This is a genomic window from Bacillus bingmayongensis (genome assembly GCF_000299035.1).
GTDB lineage: Bacteria > Bacillota > Bacilli > Bacillales > Bacillaceae_G > Bacillus_A > Bacillus_A bingmayongensis.
Genome location: NZ_AKCS01000005.1, coordinates 522,225 through 542,571, shown reverse-complemented (window position 1 = coordinate 542,571; position 20,347 = coordinate 522,225). Strand labels below are relative to the sequence as shown.

The 20,347-nt window shown below is 33.3% G+C and carries 13 protein-coding genes and 3 pseudogenes; 10 read left to right on the top strand and 6 right to left on the bottom strand.

The genetic code is table 11. From position 1 onward, the window contains the following. Positions 1-77 precede the first annotated feature (77 nt). Positions 78-2,090: a serine hydrolase domain-containing protein gene (locus Y7E_RS0102920; RefSeq protein WP_017149825.1), complete on the bottom strand. Its 2,013-nt coding sequence runs from the start codon at positions 2,088-2,090 to the stop codon at positions 78-80. Between the two features lie 79 nt (positions 2,091-2,169). Next, the gene (locus Y7E_RS0102915) at positions 2,170-4,494 is read right to left on the bottom strand and encodes a S9 family peptidase (protein WP_017149824.1); all 2,325 of its coding nucleotides are present in this window, start codon (positions 4,492-4,494) and stop codon (positions 2,170-2,172) included. A 397-nt stretch (positions 4,495-4,891) separates the two neighbouring features. Here Y7E_RS0102915 and Y7E_RS0102910 point away from each other — a divergent pair, with 397 nt between their 5' ends. Further along, a complete protein-coding gene (locus tag Y7E_RS0102910; protein ID WP_017149823.1) occupies positions 4,892-5,608 on the top strand; it encodes a response regulator transcription factor in 717 nt (238 codons plus the stop codon). Next, complete coding sequence (locus Y7E_RS0102905; RefSeq protein WP_017149822.1) at positions 5,598-7,028, top strand: sensor histidine kinase; 1,431 nt, start codon at positions 5,598-5,600, stop codon at positions 7,026-7,028. The genes Y7E_RS0102910 and Y7E_RS0102905 overlap by 11 nt, the downstream gene beginning before the upstream one ends. A gap of 235 nt (positions 7,029-7,263) precedes the next feature. Here Y7E_RS0102905 and Y7E_RS0102900 read toward each other — a convergent pair whose 3' ends face one another. Further along, complete coding sequence (locus tag Y7E_RS0102900) at positions 7,264-8,172, bottom strand: LysR family transcriptional regulator (protein WP_026049067.1); 909 nt, start codon at positions 8,170-8,172, stop codon at positions 7,264-7,266. 183 nt (positions 8,173-8,355) lie between these two features. Here Y7E_RS0102900 and Y7E_RS34170 point away from each other — a divergent pair. The 4 genes and pseudogenes from Y7E_RS34170 to Y7E_RS0102875 all read left to right on the top strand — a co-directional run. Beyond that, a pseudogene (locus Y7E_RS34170) lies at positions 8,356-8,565 on the top strand (IS6 family transposase); the annotation flags it as partial. Positions 8,566-8,854: 289 nt separating this feature from the next. Continuing rightward, entirely contained in the window at positions 8,855-9,847 is a 993-nt protein-coding gene (locus Y7E_RS0102890) for a DUF4046 domain-containing protein (RefSeq protein WP_017149819.1), read from the top strand. A 345-nt stretch (positions 9,848-10,192) separates the two neighbouring features. Next, the gene (locus Y7E_RS0102885; protein WP_017149818.1) at positions 10,193-11,437 is read left to right on the top strand and encodes an NAD(P)-dependent malic enzyme; all 1,245 of its coding nucleotides are present in this window, start codon (positions 10,193-10,195) and stop codon (positions 11,435-11,437) included. Positions 11,438-12,096: 659 nt separating this feature from the next. Then, positions 12,097-12,447, top strand: coding sequence for a DoxX family protein (locus Y7E_RS0102875; protein WP_017149816.1), 351 nt, complete (start codon positions 12,097-12,099; stop codon positions 12,445-12,447). A gap of 273 nt (positions 12,448-12,720) precedes the next feature. On the opposite strand, the pseudogene Y7E_RS34160 reads toward Y7E_RS0102875, so the two are convergent. Then, a pseudogene (locus Y7E_RS34160) lies at positions 12,721-12,980 on the bottom strand (IS3 family transposase); the annotation flags it as partial. A gap of 504 nt (positions 12,981-13,484) precedes the next feature. On the opposite strand from Y7E_RS34160, the gene proC reads away from it, so the two are divergent. From proC to Y7E_RS34155, 4 genes and pseudogenes are all read left to right on the top strand, one after another. Further along, on the top strand, positions 13,485-14,303 hold the full coding sequence (gene proC / locus Y7E_RS0102865; RefSeq protein ID WP_017149814.1) for a pyrroline-5-carboxylate reductase: 819 nt from the start codon (positions 13,485-13,487) through the stop codon (positions 14,301-14,303). Between the two features lie 202 nt (positions 14,304-14,505). After that, positions 14,506-15,858: a branched-chain amino acid transport system II carrier protein BrnQ5 gene (brnQ5, locus tag Y7E_RS0102860; protein ID WP_017149813.1), complete on the top strand. Its 1,353-nt coding sequence runs from the start codon at positions 14,506-14,508 to the stop codon at positions 15,856-15,858. A 338-nt stretch (positions 15,859-16,196) separates the two neighbouring features. Further along, positions 16,197-17,612 (top strand): amino acid permease, encoded by a 1,416-nt coding sequence (locus Y7E_RS0102855; protein WP_017149812.1) that lies wholly within the window; start codon positions 16,197-16,199, stop codon positions 17,610-17,612. 409 nt (positions 17,613-18,021) lie between these two features. Beyond that, positions 18,022-18,150: pseudogene (locus tag Y7E_RS34155) on the top strand (IS6 family transposase); the annotation flags it as partial. A gap of 174 nt (positions 18,151-18,324) precedes the next feature. Here Y7E_RS34155 and Y7E_RS0102845 read toward each other — a convergent pair. Both Y7E_RS0102845 and Y7E_RS0102840 read right to left on the bottom strand, forming a co-directional pair. After that, positions 18,325-19,101 carry a GIY-YIG nuclease family protein gene (locus Y7E_RS0102845; protein ID WP_017149811.1) on the bottom strand — a complete coding sequence of 259 codons (777 nt, stop codon included), beginning with the start codon at positions 19,099-19,101 and terminating at the stop codon, positions 18,325-18,327. An 896-nt stretch (positions 19,102-19,997) separates the two neighbouring features. Further along, the gene (locus Y7E_RS0102840; RefSeq protein ID WP_017149810.1) at positions 19,998-20,192 is read right to left on the bottom strand and encodes a hypothetical protein; all 195 of its coding nucleotides are present in this window, start codon (positions 20,190-20,192) and stop codon (positions 19,998-20,000) included. Positions 20,193-20,347: the final 155 nt, after the last annotated feature.

The window sequence follows — 20,347 nt, the reverse complement described above, 5'->3', positions numbered from 1 at the left end:
ACGGGTTGTTTGAAGTGGTGGCTTCTTGGGAAGTAGATGCTTTTATTAGTTATCTATATATTTGTTTACATATAAATTTACTTTCCGAATCCTTTGTGAAAAGCTCTTGCAATCATAGCCGCTGCTTCCTGGTGGGTCATATTTCTTTTCGCATAATATCTTACTGCACCATCTCGATATTTCGTTACTTCGGGACCATATAACTCTAATGTAACTACCGTTTTAACTGCTTGTTCCGCCCATGAATCTACTTTATCTTTTAGCTTGGCATTCCCTTCCTTTAAGCCAGGATTGAGTATCTTCATCATATTGATTAAAATCACGGCTGCCTCTTGACGGGATACTGATTCTTCAGGAGAAAAGTTTTTCTCAGTGGATCCCTTCATTATCCCTAAGTTGACAGCTATTTCAATCTCTTTTTTCGCCCAGTAATGATTAGGAATATCGTTAAATAGAACCGATTTTTCAGGAAAAGAAACATTTAATTGCGCAAGCGAACGTGCAGTCATAAATGCCATCTCCGCCCGAGTGATTGGTTTATTTGGCTGAAACTTCCCTGTTCGGTTTTTGGTTAGCTCTAGCAATTGTGTATACCGAATATAATTTGCATAGGGGTTCTTTTGGGTGACATCTGTATAATAAGAAAGCTTGCTCTTTTCTGCGTAACTGGAAATGTCCACGTATTTCAAGTAGGAGATAGTGTGATTTTTGTCCTCTTTAAAGGCTAATTTTCTACCCTGTTCGTCTACAAATAATAACGGATCAAGCTGTTTCAGCTTGGATTTTATGCCTAAGACCCCATCTTCCGCTAATAATTCTCCATTACCAATAGCGGTAATTTTCGTTACAAGGAATCTAGTTCTTAGATCCATGTATTCTCCTTCAAAACGCTTAAGCTCCTCTTTTGGCGTTCTCATATATTTCGGTTCTTCTTCCTTTTGCGGGTAATAGTGGTTCATAAATTTCTTAAAGAACTCCTGACGTAAATCAGACGTTGATTGTTTGTTATATGTCAAAAAGATTCCGAGTTTGTGTTCAGGTAAAAACCAAATAGCAGAAGAAAAATCAGGCAAACTGCCTCCTTTACCAATCACGTACTGGCCATTAGCAGACTGAAAACTTACGTTTTCAAGTCCATAACCCGTATCAGGGAATTTAGGATGAATAGCTGAATGGTATTGATTCATTTCTTCAATAGTTTCATTCTTTAAAATACGCTCATTCTCATAAGTTCCGCCATTCAAATACGCAATCATATATTTGGCCATATCTTCGGCTGTTGTATTCATGCTTCCTGCCGGATTCACGGTTGGGATGATAGTATAGGGCTGCATTGGATTCCCTTGTTCATCATAACCAGTAGCTAAATGTTTCTGCATGGCAGGTGCGAGTGCAAAATCACTGTTTTTCATACGCAAAGGTTCAAAAATATTTTTTTTCATGTATTCTTCGAAAGGCATTCCAGAAATTTTTTCTACTAAATAGCCTTGAAGAGTAGAAGCGTAATTATCGTACATATAAGATTCGCCTGGCTGTCGAGTTACCTTCGGTAGTCGTTCTTTAACATAATCCTTTAGAGGAGAAAATTTCGTTGCATCCATTTGTATATCTTCTGGTTTCATCACTTCTGTATGAAAGCCCGTTGTATGTGTCAATAAATGTTTTGGCGTAACAAACTGTGGAAATGGATTCTTAATTTGTACTTCATCTAGATAGTTATTTACATCCCCATTCAATTGAATCTTTCCTTGTTCCACCAGTTGCATGACAGCTGTAGCTGTAAATGCTTTTGATACAGAAGCGACACGAAAAACAGTTTGATTAGGATCAACAGGAATTTTCTTTTCTTGATTTGCATATCCATAACCTTTCTTTAACAACACTTTTCCATCCTTCACCACTACAACCGCGGCTCCAGGAATATTCATCTCTTTAATCTCGTTTTGGTTAAAAAACTGATTCATCCAATCCTCTAACTTTTTTTCGTCAGACGGTCCTATATCTATGCCAGCCGCATATGAAGAAACAGGACCGAGAAAAGAACTTACGAACATAATGAGAGAGACTATCAAAACAATAAATCTTTTCATAATGATTCTCCTAACTTAACTCATTATTTTCTATATAAGTTAGCTATTTCATTGGTTAATAGATAATACTATCTGTGCATCATCCTGGAAACATGGGGGCATTAATCGCATACTCTTTTGGTGGTTCTACTTCCATTAGGTTTCGTATAAAATAGTCCCATCGTCGACGTATAAAGTAAACATCTTCTGAAACTTCATGCATTTGATTTGGAAGAATCAGTAGGTCAAAGTCTTTGTTTTCTTTAATCAAAGCATTCACCATTCGCATGCTTAAAGCAGGATGGACGTTATCATCCAGGTCTCCTGTCACCAAAAGTAATTTTCCATTTAGGTTCTTAACCAATTTCGTGTTATCTTGTTCACGGTATAGTTCTGAATTGAAAAGTCCTTGAAAACGTTCTCCCCAAGCCGCTAGGTATAAGCGTTGATCATGGTTCCCGCACCCTGATACGGCTACCTTATATACATCCGGATAAGTCAGTATAGCTCGAGCAGCTGCATAACCTCCTCCAGACTCACCGTAAATACCTACTTTTTTTGAATCTAGAAAAGGATACTGCTCTGCAAGCTGCTTAATAGCTACTACATGATCCTCAAGTCCTGCAGACCATTCCAGTCTCCCGTCAGAAAAATCATGAAATTCCTTTGACCTATAAGGAGTACCTCTTCCGTCCATTAGAATAACAGCAAAGCCAAGCTGTGCAAAAGATTGAGCACCGCCCACTTGATCAAATGGTAGCCCTAATGCATACTCTCCCCCCCAAGTAAATTCTTTCGGTGTGTGGGTTATTTGAGGGCCACCATAAATATAATCTAGAATGGGATATTTACAACCTTTGTTTATTTTTGCAGGAGGAATCAGTATTCCGTACAAATTCGTTATCCCATCGGCAGCCTTGACAGTGAAACGCTTTGGCATTTGATATCCATTTGATAAGAGAAGTTCAATATCAGCTTGCTCTAATGTACAAATTAATTTTCCATCTGTTGAACGCAAAACTGATTTAGGTGGCATATCCACACGCGAAAAAGTATCTACAAAAAAACAATAATCAGGAGAAACAGACACGTTATGCTCGGTATTCTCCGGGGTAAGCAGCACTAAGTCTGATCCATCTAACCGAACTCGATAAAGGTGCTGAAAATAAGGGTCCCGTTCCGGTTCTCGGCCACTTGCAGTAAAATACACCCATCCTTCTTTTTCATCAACACCAATGAGTCGCCGGACTGTCCAAGGTCCAGAGGTAATTCTATTTTTTAGTCTTCCTGTACGACTATCATAAAGATAAAGGTGTGACCATCCGTCCCGCTCCGAATGCCAAATAAAAGAGTTATCATGGGATAACCATTGGACATTTATACCTCCTTTTCCACTTTTAATGTTGTAGAGGTCTGTAAATAGGAATGTTTCACTTTTCTCCTTTAACAAAGTTTGAGTTTTACCAGTTTTTGCATTAGCGACAACAAACTGCATAGATCGATAATCGCGAGCCATTTTTGTGAAATAAACTAAGTCGCTATCATTTGTCCAATAAGCTGTTTGACAAATAGGGCTGAGTGGTGAGAATAATCCAGTAATCATAGGTTCTGTATCCAATTGAATCATCGATTGCTGTTCAATATCACAAATTACAAATTGGGCTAATGGAAGGTGTTTATCTCCGACTAGCGGATAATGGTATGAATGAACGACAGGTGGCTTTGCATCTTCAGAAGGAACAGACTGTATAAGGGTCATTTTTCGCACATTACGTTGATCAAGCCGGTGTGTCAAAATTTGTTTGGAATCTGGAGACCACAGTACTGCTGGTGGAACCTTTTGGTTAGATAATCGTTTAAGGATAACGGAAGTTTCTGATTCCAGTTGAGTACCATAATCATAGTATCGCTTACCATCATGAGTTAATTGGATGATTTGTCCTGTTTCTAAAGAACGCACAAATAAGTTATATCCCTTGATAAACGCAGCCCAACGCCCATCAGGAGATGGAAGTTCATGCGCAGGTAATTTTTTAGTCCTGATTTGTTTACACTGATATTTAGTTAGATCGCAAATCCACGTGGATTCATCTACTTCAAATTGAATAGCCTTCTCGTCATTGACAAAGGTAAAAGAGTTGAAGGGAAGGTTATCTGAATCAACTTCACGTGAAATAACACTTGAGAGGGAATCTGCAAGTTTAACATGATCGAAAGCAGGTTCTTTAGTATTTGACTGTGGATTCATTAATACAAATTGTTTGCCGCGTTTGCTTTCTTTTCGAATATCTTTTTGATACCAAAAGCGGCTTCCTTTATCTAACCAGTTAGGAAAGACTTTACCGTTAAATACATCTTTTATAGCGTTCCAAGAAAGCAGACGCTCTGCTTTCTCATACTGTTCATTGGTTACTGATAATGTCATATCTATCACTCCTTTAATTATTTCTAACATCCACTTTAGTGCAGTAAAAACATAGAACCATTCATTTTTCTCATATTCAAGGGCTTACATAAAACACTAATCTAAACAGCTTATGGGTGAATTCTTTTTAGATTGGAAAGATCTTACATGCGCTCTGCACCTATCTTTTCATCAAATGCATCATTTCAAGCCACCTGATATGTAAGTATCATGATGTACAAGCTTTTTAAATTTCTTTGATATTAGCAGAGTTTTTTGATCTTACATTTCTATGTAAGATAACATCATCTTACAATGTTACTCTTTCCTCCAACTTTCATTTATCTTACAATAATCTTACAAAAGGAAAATTTTAGTTTTAAGCAAGATTTTAACTTAGTAGAAACGGAGGAGGAAGATGAGGAGAAATATTATAATCGTCGATGATGAGCCTGAAATTATAGAGGTATTAAGACTTTTTTTGGAAATGGAAGGCTTTTCGATACTGGAAGCACATGATGGTAAATCAGCTTTAAAATTGATACAGAAATATAGAATTGACCTAGCTATTATTGACATTATGATGCCGAAGGTTAATGGATACGAATTGATTAAACTAGTTCGGAAAGAGTACAAAATGCCTATCATTATTCTTTCTGCCAAAAATCAGGAAATGGATAAAATTATGGGACTAGGGCTAGGAGCAGATGATTTTATATCCAAACCATTCAGTTTGTTGGAGGTATTAGCACGAATCCAAGCTCAACTTCGAAGAACATATGATTTTAATGTTAGCTCTTCAAATTATGAGCACTCTCAAACGCACTTTAACGACTTGGTGTTGGATCACCACTCTTGTATTCTTTACAAGCGAGGGCGCGAAATTAAACTTAGCGCTCTAGAGTATAAATTATTGAAGCTATTTATGGGAGAGCCAGGTCGTATTTTTACAAAAAAACAAATTTTTGAGAATGTATGGTCTGATCATTATTATTCAGATGACAATACTATTATGGTTCAAATCAGTAGATTGCGAGAAAAAATAGAAGATTATCCAAGAAATCCAGTATATTTAAAGACTGTACGAGGCTTAGGTTATCGATTTGCGAAGAAGGAAGAATTAAATGAGCGATAAAAATAAAATATTTAACACCTTAATTAAGACGTATGTTTTCTTCTCATTAACTGTTGGGATTACTGTCGTTGTCCTACTTGTCATTTTAAATTTTCAAATGAAACAGAAGTTCGATAATACTGTGTTATCTAATTTAAGAGCGCATGAAATTGTACGACAGGACTACTCAAACATTCGCTCTGGTGCAATAGAGTCATTTAACGGTTGGGTAGAAATTCTGGATGAAGATTTGCAAGTTATTTATGTTAAAGGGAAAAAACAAGATAACTCATACGCCTATACAGAAAAAGAATTAAACAGGCTTTTTTATGACCAAAAGGAAAATTCGTATCACACTTCTTTAGCACCATTTAAAACAAAAGACGGGAAAAACGCTTATTGTCTCATTAAGATTCCCAAAACATATATAAAGCAAGAATTCACAGTAACAAGTGCAGCAAAAGACCATATTACGGATTTTACAACATTGCTGCTTCAAACCTGTCTCCTTTTTCTCCTTTTATTCGGGATTAATGTCTATATATATAGCCGCTGGATGGCTATGAAAATAACCAATCCATTACTTTCAATCGCTAATGGAATTAGAAACATTACGAATGGCCATTACTACAAACGGCTTCATTTTAAGGCAAACTATGAATTAATAAAAATACAGAATTACTTTAACCTTATGGCCGAAAAGCTAGAAAAAACAGAAAAGGATAAAAAACAATTAGAAGAAAGTAAGCAGCGCATGCTTGTTCATATCTCTCATGATTTGAAAACTCCTATTACAACTATTCAGGGCTATGTTGAAGCACTGCAAATGGGCCTTATTAAGGAGGAAACGAAGAAACAGCAAGCTTTACGTATCATACATACAAAAGCACGACTCGTTACAGAATTAATTGAGGATGTATTTGAATTGTCTAAACTTGAAAGCCCTGACTATCCATTTGTAACTGAAGCACTGGATATTTCTGAATTTATTCGTGAAATAGCTGCCGAATATTATGGACTATTTGAAGAAAAACACTTTCGATTTCAATTTGAAATCCCTCCTCAGGAAATACTCGTTTCTTTTAACTATACATTGTTATATCGAGCCATTTCTAACGTACTGTCCAACGCCTTAAAATACAACCCAGAAGGAACAAATGTCTTCGTTTCGCTTATCGAAGATACTCAAAAGGTACATATTAATATCATCGATGATGGCATTGGTATTCCTAATCCTATAAAAGAAAAAGTATTTGAAGCATTTTTCAGGGGAGACCAATCAAGAAAAAGTGATGGGGGAACAGGTCTCGGTTTAACTATTTCAAAACATATTGCGGAGAAACATGGAGGTCAAATTTATTTACATACAGACGAAGGAAAAACGAAATTTCAAATCATTTTGCCTAAAGCTGGTTACAATAAGAATCTCGTACAAGATTAAAAAGACTTATGTGCTTTATTCGCATAAGTCTTTTATTTTTATTTAGTATTCGTGGATTCATATGTTAAAGTACATAAATGGTTATTCCAAAATCCCATTAATTTCAAGTGAATCTGTAGTGGCTTCTCTGATACATGGGTTAATGACAATTTTACGTACCTAGTTGTTAATCAATTGTGCATTTTTTGCTTTACGAGTCCTTCCTAATCTTATGGAATAGGAATTTCCACTGCATTCATGAATTACCTGTTACCAAATTTAAATCAATTGTGGTGGCTTTTAACTGTTCAACAAAAATATGTGTAGCAGTACTCATATACTTATCCTTTCTATAGATAATTCCCACTTCTCGAGAAAGATTAGAATTTAGACTAGGAATAATTCTTATTTTATTATTATTAAGACACTCTAAGTAAGGCCTAGGTAATATGGTTATGCCTATTCCTTTTACGACCATGTTAATTAAAGATTCCATAGTTGTTATTTCAAGGATTGGCCGAGGTAGAAATCCCAATTCATTACAAGATTTATTGATAAGTTGTCTTATAAAGTAGCTTTCAGGAAGTAAAATGGAAGGCGTTGTACGCAATACTTCCAAACTTACCATATCTTTGACCTCTAATGGATGCTCATTAGGTACAGCGAGGGCAAGATCCTCTTTATACAATGAGATAGTTTCTAATTCATTATTATTCATAGGTAAAAAAACAATACCTATATCTAACTTATTTTCTAACAAATTTTTCATAATATCTCCTGTGCTTAACCCAAGCACGGATACCTCAATATTAGGGTATAAATGATGAAAACTCAGTAATGCTGGTGGAATTAAGTAGTTTTCAACTGTTAACAATGTTCCGATAGATATACTTCCTCTCTGGAGTCCGTTTAATTCCTTTATAGCAGTTTGTGCTTGTTCTAATTCATCAAAAATGTTCTGGGTGTGCCTCAGAAGTAGTCTTCCTGATTCTGTAAGTGCCGTCTTTTTACCAATTCGATTAAATAAAGGTGTTCCAATCTCATACTCTAATAAACGAATTTGTTGGCTTAAGGCAGGTTGGGAACTTCCAACCTTTTCTGCAGCTCTCGTGAAGTGAAGTTCCTCACATACTGCACGAAAATATTCAAGTTGTCTTAATTCTATCCTAATGCCTCCCGATTTTATTATTTAAAATTTATTATGCTTAGAGGAATAAAGTAGTTTAGTAATCTCTTTCTAGGTGAATTTTTATAAAAGCTCACTTATGGAGATATGTAGCATATCATAGTTTTAACCTATTATTATCATATAAATAATTGAATTGTATTATGATTTGAAATATTAATATACCTCAATAATCTCATTGAGCAAGCACGTCGACACGTGAAGCTCCGTTTCGCTCGTTCCTTAGGATTTCAAATTCCTCGTCATACCTCACGTAAGATAAAAGGGATAGAAACACTTCGTGTCATATGCAAACAAAGACGAAGTCTTCAATCAGACTCCGTCTTTTCAGCGTATAACGAATTACAAAAATTTATTAACAAATACATATAAATTGACCATAATCTTCTCATGTTACTATGTGTTAAAAAACTTTGCACCAGAACCTTAGTTACAAAAATTTTAAATTGAAAATTTTTGTAACTTTTTGTTTTTTCATGTCATCTTTATTATAAATTAGAGAAATGATTCTATTAAATGTTTGTTCTTTCTTCATCATATGCAACGCTTCTACTCCATAAAGTAAATAACAGCAGTTAATAAGGGTGTTTTATTTTGCATTAGGGGAGAAAGGGATATCGTCACATGTCCTTTACTAGTTTAAATAGGAGGAAGTTTTGAAGTGCAAACAAGAGCAGTGAAAATAGAGGAAATCTATCAAGAAGTATTAGACGGTAAAAGAAGTAGGTTCCCGGCGAATACATGGAAAGAAGATGACAATAGAGATCTATCTAGAAGAGTAACAAAATATTTAATTGAAACAATTTTAAAGTGGAATGAAGAGGATATTAAACAAAAATGGAATACGCCTTTAATTATAAAATATCGATTACTCGGTGCGCTCAAACATGGTTATGATAATAGTCCCTATAAAATGATTGAAGACTTATATCCCAATAGATTTAAAGAGTGGGAATTTGGTATGGCACCTTTAAATTTTTGGACTAAAGAAAAAGCTCTTGAAGTATTAAAATGGACTATTGAAGAAAAAGAACAGCTAAGTAAAGTACAACTACTAAAGATATACGGAAAAAAATGGATAAAAGAAAATAAACTCAGTGCGCCATTAGTTATGTATTGGAATGGTAGCCCTTATGCAATGATAAACGCTTTATATCCTAATAAATTTAAAGAATGGGAATTTAGTATGACTCCAAACAAGTTTTGGACCAAAGATAAAGCATTAGAGGCACTAAGATGGACTATTGAAGAGAAAGAAAAGTTAACGCCTGCTCAATTATTACAAGTTTACAGTGTAAAATGGCTAACTATTCATAAATTAATCTCTCCTTGTCAGATATTATGGAAGAACAGTCCGTACTCTATGCTCAATGAATTATATCCGGGTCAAAATAAAGAATGGGAATTTAAATTTACACCTACCGGATTTTGGACCGAAAAAAAAGCATTAGAGGCGCTGAAATGGACTATTGAAGAAAAGGAAAAACTAACAGAGGAGCAATTACTATCTACTTACACACAAAGGTGGTTAATAAAACATAAATTATGGACGCCATTAAGAAGGTATTGGAATGGTAGTCCATACGAGATGTTAAATGCTTTATACCCAAATCGCTATTCAAAAGATATGTTAAAAGGTTATAAAAATAAATAATGATTACTAATACATAGGAACGAGCAAAAAGACCATCGCTATCAACCTAACGAAATTGAATACCTCAAAAACAAAAAATTTGAATCTGTTAATAAGGATTAAAAAAGAAATATTAATAAATTTTAAAACGTTAGTTTGTGTCTTTTTTTGTAGCTATTAATATAAACTGAAATTGAATTTTTAGAAGAATATGAAATCAATCAAAAAGAAATGATGATTATATTAGAAGTCCCACGTATAGTCATAAACTATCAAGTTTAAGATGAGTTAACAAAAAATTTGCTTTAAACAATTCCTAACTTAATTATAGGAAAATAAAAAACTTAATTAGAGGAGCGAAATTATATGTCACCTTTACGCGATGAAGCATTAAAAATGCATAAAGAAAAACAGGGCAAGATCGGTGTTTATCCTAAAGTTAAAGTGCAAAATTCGACAGATTTAAGTCTTGCTTACTCACCAGGCGTTGCTGAACCATGCTTAGAGATTTATAAAGATGAAAGTAAAGTATATGATTATACAATGAAAGGGAATCTCGTTGGAGTTATATCCGATGGAACTGCAGTACTAGGTCTTGGGAATATTGGGCCTAAAGCAGCTATGCCAGTAATGGAGGGAAAAGCTTTACTTTTCAAGTCGTTTGCTGAGATTGATGCTTTTCCTATTTGTTTAAACACTAATAATCCAGATAAGATTGTTGAGGCTGTTAAATTATTAGAACCAAATTTTGGGGGGATAAATTTAGAAGACATTGCAGCACCTCAATGCTTTGAAATTGAGGAGCGCTTACGAAGATCTAGTGATATTCCTATTTTTCATGATGATCAACACGGTACAGCTATTGTAACTATTGCTGGCCTAATTAATGCTCTTAAGTTAGCAAATAAAAAAATTGAAGATGTACAAATCGTTGTAAATGGCGCTGGTGCTGCTGGGATAGCTATTGTTAAGCTGTTACTTCATATGCATGTAAAAAATGTTATTTTGTGTGACACAAAAGGGATAATATATGAAAACCGACCTGTTGGCATGAATACACTTAAAGAAGAAATAGCTCGTATTACCAACATAGAACAGAAGCGGGGAACATTAGCAGACGCCCTTATTGGTGCTGATGTATTTATTGGGGTATCAGCTGCAGATGTAGTTGATGAGGAAATGATTCGTTCTATGAATAATGATCCTATTATTTTTGCTATGGCTAACCCTACACCTGAAATTATGCCTAATAAAGCAAAAATAGCTGGAGCACTAGTAGTTGGTACAGGTCGTTCTGATTTTCCTAATCAAGTAAATAATGTACTAGCATTCCCTGGAGTTTTTCGTGGAGCTTTAGATGTACAAGCAAAAGAAATTAATGAAGAAATGAAGCTAGCAGCTGTTTATGCAATAGCTGAGTTAATTTCAGAAGAAGAGCTTCATGTAAACTATGTCATTCCAGATCCGTTTGATCCTAGAGTGGTGCCGCATGTAGCATATGCTGTTGCGCGTGCTGCAATGGAAACTGGTGTTTCAAGAAAAAATATCAGTATGGCTGAAATTAAAAACAACCTATTAAGATTAACAGAAGAGGCAAATGTATTGAAATAAGTATTTGTCTTGAGAAAAGAAAATGTCATGGAGCAAAGATTGCATGTATTTGAAACAGGCTATCCCGACTAAGATAGCCTGCTATATTTTTAAAATTTTTTAATAGTTAATGCAGTTATCTTGAAGTTTTGACACCAAGATGATTTTTCTAATACTTAATATTTTTTGTAAAATCATGTACTTTTTGATTAGATTTTGTAGTATTAATTATAAATTAAAGATACGTTTCTATTAGAATAGTTTTGAAAGCGTTTCGACTCCCCTTATAAAGAAATTGCCAATTTCTTTATAAGGGGAGTTTGCATGATGGTTTTTTATTAGCTTAGATTCTTTTACTTACAGGCTATTTATATAGATTAGTAGTGAAAAAGCGGATAAATCCATGTTCTTAAGAAATTTAACAAAAAAGCACTTAATGACTATTGATTATTATCAGAGTGGATTTTTGCAAACATGTAAAGGACGTGTTTATAACTTTGATTTAAATCAACAAACCCTTATTTTAATAGATGAATAGCAAAAGGTCTTCTACTTAGTTCTTAGCGTATAAAACGTTAAAACATGTATGTTACTCTTTCTATTATCTATAAAATACATATATATCTAGTTATTTGTAAATAAAATGGAAACGAACAAAATCTTAAAAGGAGCGAACTTGAATGATGATTGTTCTTCAGGTAGTTTTAGCAATTTTTATTTTAGTAGGGGGATTCATAAAACTTTTCCGTATACCTTTTCAGGTTGAACATTGGCAACACTATCAATATCCATTATGGTTCATGTCTATAATCGGTTTTGTTGAAATTGTTGGGGCAATAGGAATAATCGGTGGTATCTGGAATCAATACTTAGCACTGGGATCAAATATATTATTAGTAGTTCTCATGGTCGGAGCCATTCATGCTCATATTTTTCGGGCACATCAATCTATCTTAATGATTATTCCTGCAACACTCTGTTTAATATTATCTATGACGATAATTATTTGGAACTTAAATGTATTTTCTTAAACTTAATTATAAACTTCCACTTCAAATAATGGGAATTATATAAATAACAATTTTAATTGAATAAATATAATTTTAAAATAAATAATTATTAAAAAATATTATATAAGATTTATTTAAAATGGTGATTAGTTAAAGAGTATTAATGCCGAAAAAATTATCACCACTTTACTTCTCCTTTTAATGATTATGTGAATGGAAAGCCCCTTTATTTCTTAAAATGTACCCTTGTAAAGGACATGCAAAAGCCTAGGCAACTTTAAGAAGGTGATCTCTTTATTGCACAGGGGTGACCTTTTTAAATTCCATTGGTATATGTAGTAAATCATATATTGTTTATTTTCTTTTTTTATTCATCTAGAGTCTTTCATAGAGACTTCATCTTTCAGAGGGCCTAAGAAAGATTCTTTGAGAGAGTTATCCCAACAGTTTCCTCTTCTTGACATAGATTATTGTAACCCTAGTTTCTTAACTGTTTTTTGGATATTAGGAGGCATATAGTGAACTTCTTGATCTGAGTGAATCAATACACCTTTTGCCCGATACTTACTTGTTCGTTACAAAAAGCTAACATCTCTCACGAAATCTCATAAGGTATTTGAAGATAAAAGATTTTGAATCTCTCGAGCAAATAATTGTAATTCATCAGATACAAAAATAGACATACTAAAACGCCATCCTTTCCTATAATTCTACAGAAAGAATATCGTATTTTTTATTTTAGGGGGGAGTTTGTGTTATTGGCTTGATGGTGATGGGGTAAGATTAAATCAGTCTGTCCAAAATCAGAAAGAATTTATTCACCAATTGTTTGGGCTTACAGCATAAGATATGATTCCGTTAGGAATATATGCGTTTTATTCTCTTTCGTGTTATTTTTGTACCAGAACCCTAATGGGTGGGTTGAACAAGAAATAAGATACTAGTCTCGATATAGTTTACAATGTTTATTTCTACTGTACGGGATATCAACAATTTTTTTCAGAATAATAATTTCAAACCGATAAAATTTATGATAAAAGGAGCAAAAGCGAGTTATTATGAACAAACAAATAGGATTCATCGGATGCGGAAACATGGGTATCGCTATGATAGGTGGGATGATTAGCAAAAATATAGTTCCTTCGGATAAAATAATTTGTTCAGATTTAAATGTCATTAATTTAAAAAGTGCTAGTGAAAAATATGACATAGCTACAACTACTGACAACAATGAAGTAGCTAAAAGTGCTGATATTTTAATTTTATCAATCAAACCAGACCTATACTCATCAGTAATTAACCAAATAAAAGAGCAGATAAAACACGATGTAATAGTCGTAACTATTGCTGCAGGAAAAAGTATTAAGAGTACTGAGAATGCCTTTGGCAGAAAGTTAAAGGTTGTTAGAGTAATGCCTAATACACCTGCTCTTGTTGGAGAAGGAATGTCTGCGTTATGTTTTAATGAAATGGTTACAGAAAAAGATCTAGAAAATATACTAAATATATTTAATAGTTTTGGTCAAACGGAGATAGTAAATGAAAAATTAATGGATGTTGTAACATCTGTAAGTGGTTCTTCTCCAGCATATGTATATATGTTTATAGAAGCCATGGCAGATGCTGCTGTACTAGATGGTATGCCAAGAGCTCAAGCATATAAATTTGCAGCTCAAGCTGTATTAGGTTCTGCAAAAATGGTACTGGAAACAGGAATACATCCAGGCACACTTAAAGATATGGTTTGTTCTCCAGGTGGAACGACAATAGAAGCTGTAGCAACACTAGAGGAAAAAGGTTTAAGAACAGCTATCATTTCAGCTATGAAACGTTGTACTCAAAAATCTGTTGAATTATCCAGTTTAACTAATAAATAAGAAGCTTCGTTTAGGGGTAACGTCACATCCATTAATTTAAGCCATTTTTAAAGTTAAAAGCCTGTTGCTATTATCTTATAGGGGAGGAGGACCGTAACATGGCCTTCCGCTACTGTACTCTAAGCTGGAATAACCTAAATTAGTATATAATTTACATAAGCAAATAAAGAGTGTATAAAAATTTGTAATCGGAGGATTTATTATGTCAAAAAAGGTTCCTTCTTCCTTTATCATAATTATAGGATTAATGCTATTTGCATTGTTTTTTGGAGCAGGAAATTTAATTTTTCCACCTATGCTTGGTCAAATGGCTGGAAAGAATGTATGGATAGCCAATGCAGGTTTCTTAGTTACCGGAGTTGGTTTACCATTGCTAGCAATAACAGCATTTGTTTTTTCAGGTAAAAATGATTTACAATCTTTAGCTAGTCGTGTACATCCGTTGTTTGGTATTGTATTTACGACTGTTCTCTATCTAGCAATTGGTCCTTTTTACGCTATCCCTAGATCTGGTAATGTATCGTTTGAAATTGGAATTAAACCTTTTTTATCAAATGATGCAAGTCCTGTTACATTAATCATATTTACAATCTTATTTTTCACAATTGCATGCTTGTTATCACTTAATCCTACAAAAATTATTGATGTAGTTGGAAAATTTTTGACTCCTATTAAATTGACATTTATCGGATTGCTCGTAGTTGTAGCTCTTGTTCATCCGATTGGAAGAATTCAAGCACCTTTTGAAGGGTATACATCACATGCATTTTTTAAAGGTTTTCAAGAAGGTTATTTAACTCTGGATGCTCTTGTAGCTTTTGTTTTCGGGATTATTATTGTGAATGCAATTAGAGAAAAAGGGGCTACCACTAAAAAACAGCTTATGATTGTTTGTGCAAAAGCAATGGCTATTGCTGCTACACTCTTAGCTCTTATCTATACTGCCCTTTCCTATATGGGGGCTTCTAGTGTTGAAAAACTAGGTCGTTTAGATAATGGGGCTGAAGTTTTAGCAAAAGTTTCGGACTATTATTTTGGTTCTTACGGTGCAATTTTATTAGGTTTAATGATTACAGTAGCATGTTTGACCACAAGCGTAGGACTTATCACTGCTTGTTCTTCTTTTTTTCATGAATTATTTCCAAAGATCTCTTACAAAAAATTTGCCATTATTTTGTCTGTTTTCAGTACACTAGTTGCAAATATAGGATTAACACAATTAATTACGATTTCAATCCCTGTATTAATGACTATGTATCCAATTGCTATTACCTTAATATTCTTAACATTTTTACACTCTGTATTTAATGGTAGATTTGAAGTATATCAAGGGAGTTTGATATTAACATTTATTATTAGTTCATTTGATGGCTTAAATGCTGCTGGAATAAAAATCGAAATAATTCATAAGTTTTCCGCCCATTTTCTCCCTTTGTATAGTGTAGGTTTAGGTTGGGTACTTCCAGCTATTATAGGCGGTGTATGCGGTTATATTTTTAGCATATTACGGAAGAAAAATACCCTTAGTTCTGGTGAAATTCGATTAAATAAATAATTTATTATGTATGAGATATCACCATATCCCTATCAAGCTAATAAAACTAAGCATCTCTTTAAAATGAAAAAATCTGTTATTCTTTGTTTTGGGAGTCACTCAAAATATCTACAATCTATTTATAAATAAATTGTAGCTGATTTTAGTTGAACATTGGATGAAGGAGAAAAAAATAGAATCTATTCCTATAAAGGTTCTGAAAAAAGTATCGATAAATTTACCGAATATTTTTAATCCATATAATGTAAAGTTTTGGGCTAGCTAATATCTAAGTAAATTTATATATACCAAAAGAGTTAGAAGAACATACCTTATTTTTTAAAGGGGATAATGAGAATATGAACAAGTTGTTTAAAAAAAAATCTGTTACACAATTGTTAGAACATAATAAAGGTAAGACCCTAACAAAAACATTAGGAGCATTTGATTTAATAATGTTAGGGATAGGCTCGATAATTGGAACGGGAATTCTTGTGTTAACTGGATTAGTAGCAGCAAAAGATGCTGGTCCAGCAGTTATTTTTTCATTTGCACTTGCAGCGATTGTTTGTACATTTATAGCATTATGTTACGCAGAAATTGCTTCTACACTCCCGACGTCAGGTAGTGTATATACGTACTCCTATGCAACAATTGGTGAGTTTGTGGCTCATTTAGTAGGTTGGACGTTACTCTCAATATATATCTTGGCAACAGCGGCTGTCGCTGGTGGATGGACAGGGTATTTCCACAATTTAATAAAGGGCTTTGGATTAGAGATACCCAAATCCCTATTAACGATTCCATCGCAAGGTGGTATTGTGAATCTACCAGCGGTAATCATTATATTGATATTAACATGGATGTTATCGCGTGGTACGGAGGAAAGTAAACGTATCAATAATACAATGGTATTGATTAAAATTGGAATGGTTGTATTATTTATTTTAGTTGGTATATTCTATGTAAAGCCAGAGAACTGGGTACCGTTTGCACCATACGGTTTAAGTGGAGTTTTTGCTGGTGGAGCAGCCATATTATTCGCTTTTACGGGCTTTGATATATTAGCAACTTCAGCAGAAGAAGTAAAAGATCCACACCGTAATCTTCCCATCGGTATTATTGTATCGTTAATCATATGTACACTTATTTATGTTATAGTATGCCTTGTTATGACAGGGATGGTTTCCTATAAAGAATTAAATGTGCCTGAGGCAATGGCTTATGTAATGGAAGTTGTAGGGCAAGGAAAAGTCGCTGGTGTAATTGCTGCAGGTGCTGTAATTGGCCTTATGGCTGTTATTTTTTCGAATATGTATGCAGCAACACGAGTATTCTTTGCAATGAGTCGTGATGGACTGTTACCAAAATCACTTGCGAAGGTTAATAAGAAGACTGGAGCACCCACCTTTATAATCGGATTGGCGGGAATAGGAAGCTCTGTGATAGCTGGATTTATTGATTTGAAAGAATTAGTTAATTTAGTTAATATTGGTAGTTTAGTAACATTTGCGCTAGTTTGTGTATCAGTTATTATCCTCCGTAAATCACACCCAAATTTAAAACGTGGATTTATGGTACCGTTAGTACCTGTATTACCAAGCATTTCAATTGTATGTTGTGTGTTCTTAATGCTAAATTTACCGTTAAGAACATGGTTGTACTTTAGTATTTGGATTACTATTGGGGCAGTAATATATTTCATTTATTCGATAAAACACAGTAATTTAAATGAGGAAACGATTTCAAAAGCACATGATAAAATCGCGAGATAATAACCACAGGAAATTCTATTAATAATCATATCGATAGTTGGGTAACATAGATATCAGTGAAATTTAAAGAAGCTGACTTCTGTTGAATACAGAAGTCAGCTTCTTTATGTTACATAATTTTTTTCGAAATGCCCTTTACGAAAGAGACAGATTAGTATTGTACCTTACTGTGTTAAAGTTCATTTAAAAAAATTTTGTACGCAGTCACTTTAGAATCCTTCACTCAAAAAAATAAAGCATCATAGACACCTTAACTTTATTTAAAACATCGTGCCTCTGTTTTAAATTCACATTAGGGGGAAAATAAGAACTTAATACTTTAAAAATTCCGTTTAGACTTTCTTGCATAGAGACAGAATTATGCCTACTTAAATTCAACCTATGTACAACAACATGAAATTTTTTGCTTACAACTACATCCATTATTTCTAGGATAGAAACGATGCACATGATTAAAAAAGGACAACTTATTTTGAGGGATAAGTCCGTCAAAAATCAAGTAAAGTTTATCCAGAAACTATTTGGAATAGTTGCTTAAAGTCAAACTTCATTAGAAAACGTTTTGCCTTTTTACATATCTTTCTTAAATATTTGCACCAGAACCAAGAAGGTTTTTTACGTTTAACAGAGGAACTCAAAATCTGTCTCTTAAGAAGAACAATATATATAATAGAAGAAACTTGTCAAAAAAAGCGGATTTGCTACTTTAAAGTCAATGGTTTAACCTTAGATTTCTTAAATTTTTTTTACCAGATAAAGCATGCATTATATCTTGATGCTTTATCATCCTCTTATGATTACGTGGTGTACGGAAATCGTTTCGGTGTTCTTTAATTGTAATTAATGTTTGAAGTTCTATGCTCAATACTTTAGCGAGGACATGATGGTTATACCCATTGTCTAACAAAGAAATTATTTCATAAAACATAGTTTTTCCACCAACTAATTTTACTAAGTCATTCTTTAACTTATCTCTTTCTCTTGTCCTTTTCTTTTGAAGTTCTTTTAATTCCAATGCAGACTGATGTTGTTTTTCTGTTTCAATTTTTTGTAGTTTAACTTCTTGTCGTTTCTTTTTTTCTATATCTCTTGCTACATTTTCTATTTTCCCTTTTTCTTTAGCTTCATCAATTTCTAATAACATGGATTTTTTATTTGTCTGTTTAATGTATTGAGTATATAATTCTGGGAACTCCTTTTGAACTTCTTTGTTTAATACTGTTTTATATTTAATCATATAAGTAATCTGTAATAAAGAACGTTTTAATAAACTATCTTCAATGAGGTACGCTACTTTATTAAATAAATGTGCATACTCCTGAGTGTTGGAATAACTGTTAAAATGAGCTGAAACTCTACTCTTTATACTAAAAGCCTTGCCTACATAAACAATGTTGTCGTTATAGTCTGTAATTAAATAAACACCACTATCGGATTTGTTCAATTCATTATTCAGTTCTTCTAGATTCATAAAATGTAATTCACTCATACTTTCCCCTCCTTAGAAGTTTTGAACCATGAAAAGCAGCCAAGGTTTCTTAAAAAAGCACTTGACTGCTCTGGTAACTCTCGTTTTATTAAGGTGAAAATTTATGGTATCCCTTTTTTTACCAATAAATAACATGCATAAAAATATTCAAATTATAAACTAGTTATACTTTTGGAAAACTTTAATATAGACTGTCCTTTTGTCCGATAGTTTTCACTCTTAATACAAATAACATAGAAAAAATAGTCGCTAAATTATAGTCTCATAATTATCAAATGGAAAATACTATCTAAAAATATGAACAAATATTTTAAATAGACTCTTCTGTTGCGATTCCAATGCCGTACTTGTAAAAGTGTTGATATCAGGCACTTCAAGTGAACCTTTATCTATATAAATGTAAGTAAAACAATAATCATTTGAAGTGCTGTCGAACAAATTCTAATAGAAATGTATATTTAATTTACAATCAATACTACAAAATCTAACCAAAAAAGACAGATTTTTTCAAAGGTTAAATGCTAGAAAAATGGGTTTTGGTGCAAAAATCCCAGGAATCTTGCAAGTATTCTCCTAAACTTTGACATACTGATAGTATGATTCTAAAAAAGGTGCACGATCAGTACGGAAAAGGAAAGTTTGTTCAAATGGAAGCTAAAAAGAATACTGAAAAAGAAAAAGTGTAAATTGGGCAAAGGATTTTATTTTATAACAAAATCGAACGTTTATGTTACAGGAAGTGCTAATAATAATAAATTCTATAACCTTTGAATTTATCAATACATGAATATATGGCTTACTTTGCCCCTGGTTATAAGAACGCTGGTACTAGACCAATATGAGATTCCTATCCTCGCTAATGAATACTGAGACGTCCCTTTTCGATTCCTGAAGCATCATTTCATTTTAGAGGGATATTTCCAATCACGATTCCCTTTCAAAACAGTCGAAGAGGTTTCACTTTTTTTAGGTAGGCTTTGTTTCTCTATGTTTTCCAGAGATTTTTGCATTCGTTCAATTTGTTCTTGTAATTCTTTTATTTCAAATTTCATTTCCATAAGTAATCGTAAAATAGCATCTCCTTTATTCATTGCAACATACTTCCTTCGTTTTTCTCTTATTACTTTTAAATATCAGTTTACATTCATATTCCCACAAACATTGACCTTATCCCAATTTCCCTGCTATCCTCAAAATACATACCAAAAGTATATATTCAAAACGCTATAAATAAAGAGATAGAAAA

Excerpts from the sequence above, each read along its gene's own strand:
- Y7E_RS0102845 (WP_017149811.1), bottom strand. The coding sequence starts at position 19,101 with ATGAGTGAATTACATTTTATGAATCTAGAAGAACTGAATAATGAATTG.
- Y7E_RS0102920 (WP_017149825.1), bottom strand. The coding sequence starts at position 2,090 with ATGAAAAGATTTATTGTTTTGATAGTCTCTCTCATTATGTTCGTAAGT.
- Y7E_RS0102915 (WP_017149824.1), bottom strand. The coding sequence starts at position 4,494 with ATGACATTATCAGTAACCAATGAACAGTATGAGAAAGCAGAGCGTCTG.
- Y7E_RS0102875 (WP_017149816.1), top strand. The coding sequence starts at position 12,097 with ATGATGATTGTTCTTCAGGTAGTTTTAGCAATTTTTATTTTAGTAGGG.
- Y7E_RS0102910 (WP_017149823.1), top strand. The coding sequence starts at position 4,892 with ATGAGGAGAAATATTATAATCGTCGATGATGAGCCTGAAATTATAGAG.
- brnQ5 (WP_017149813.1), top strand. The coding sequence starts at position 14,506 with ATGTCAAAAAAGGTTCCTTCTTCCTTTATCATAATTATAGGATTAATG.
- Y7E_RS0102855 (WP_017149812.1), top strand. The coding sequence starts at position 16,197 with ATGAACAAGTTGTTTAAAAAAAAATCTGTTACACAATTGTTAGAACAT.
- Y7E_RS0102885 (WP_017149818.1), top strand. The coding sequence starts at position 10,193 with ATGTCACCTTTACGCGATGAAGCATTAAAAATGCATAAAGAAAAACAG.
- Y7E_RS0102840 (WP_017149810.1), bottom strand. The coding sequence starts at position 20,192 with ATGAATAAAGGAGATGCTATTTTACGATTACTTATGGAAATGAAATTT.
- Y7E_RS0102905 (WP_017149822.1), top strand. The coding sequence starts at position 5,598 with ATGAGCGATAAAAATAAAATATTTAACACCTTAATTAAGACGTATGTT.
- proC (WP_017149814.1), top strand. The coding sequence starts at position 13,485 with ATGAACAAACAAATAGGATTCATCGGATGCGGAAACATGGGTATCGCT.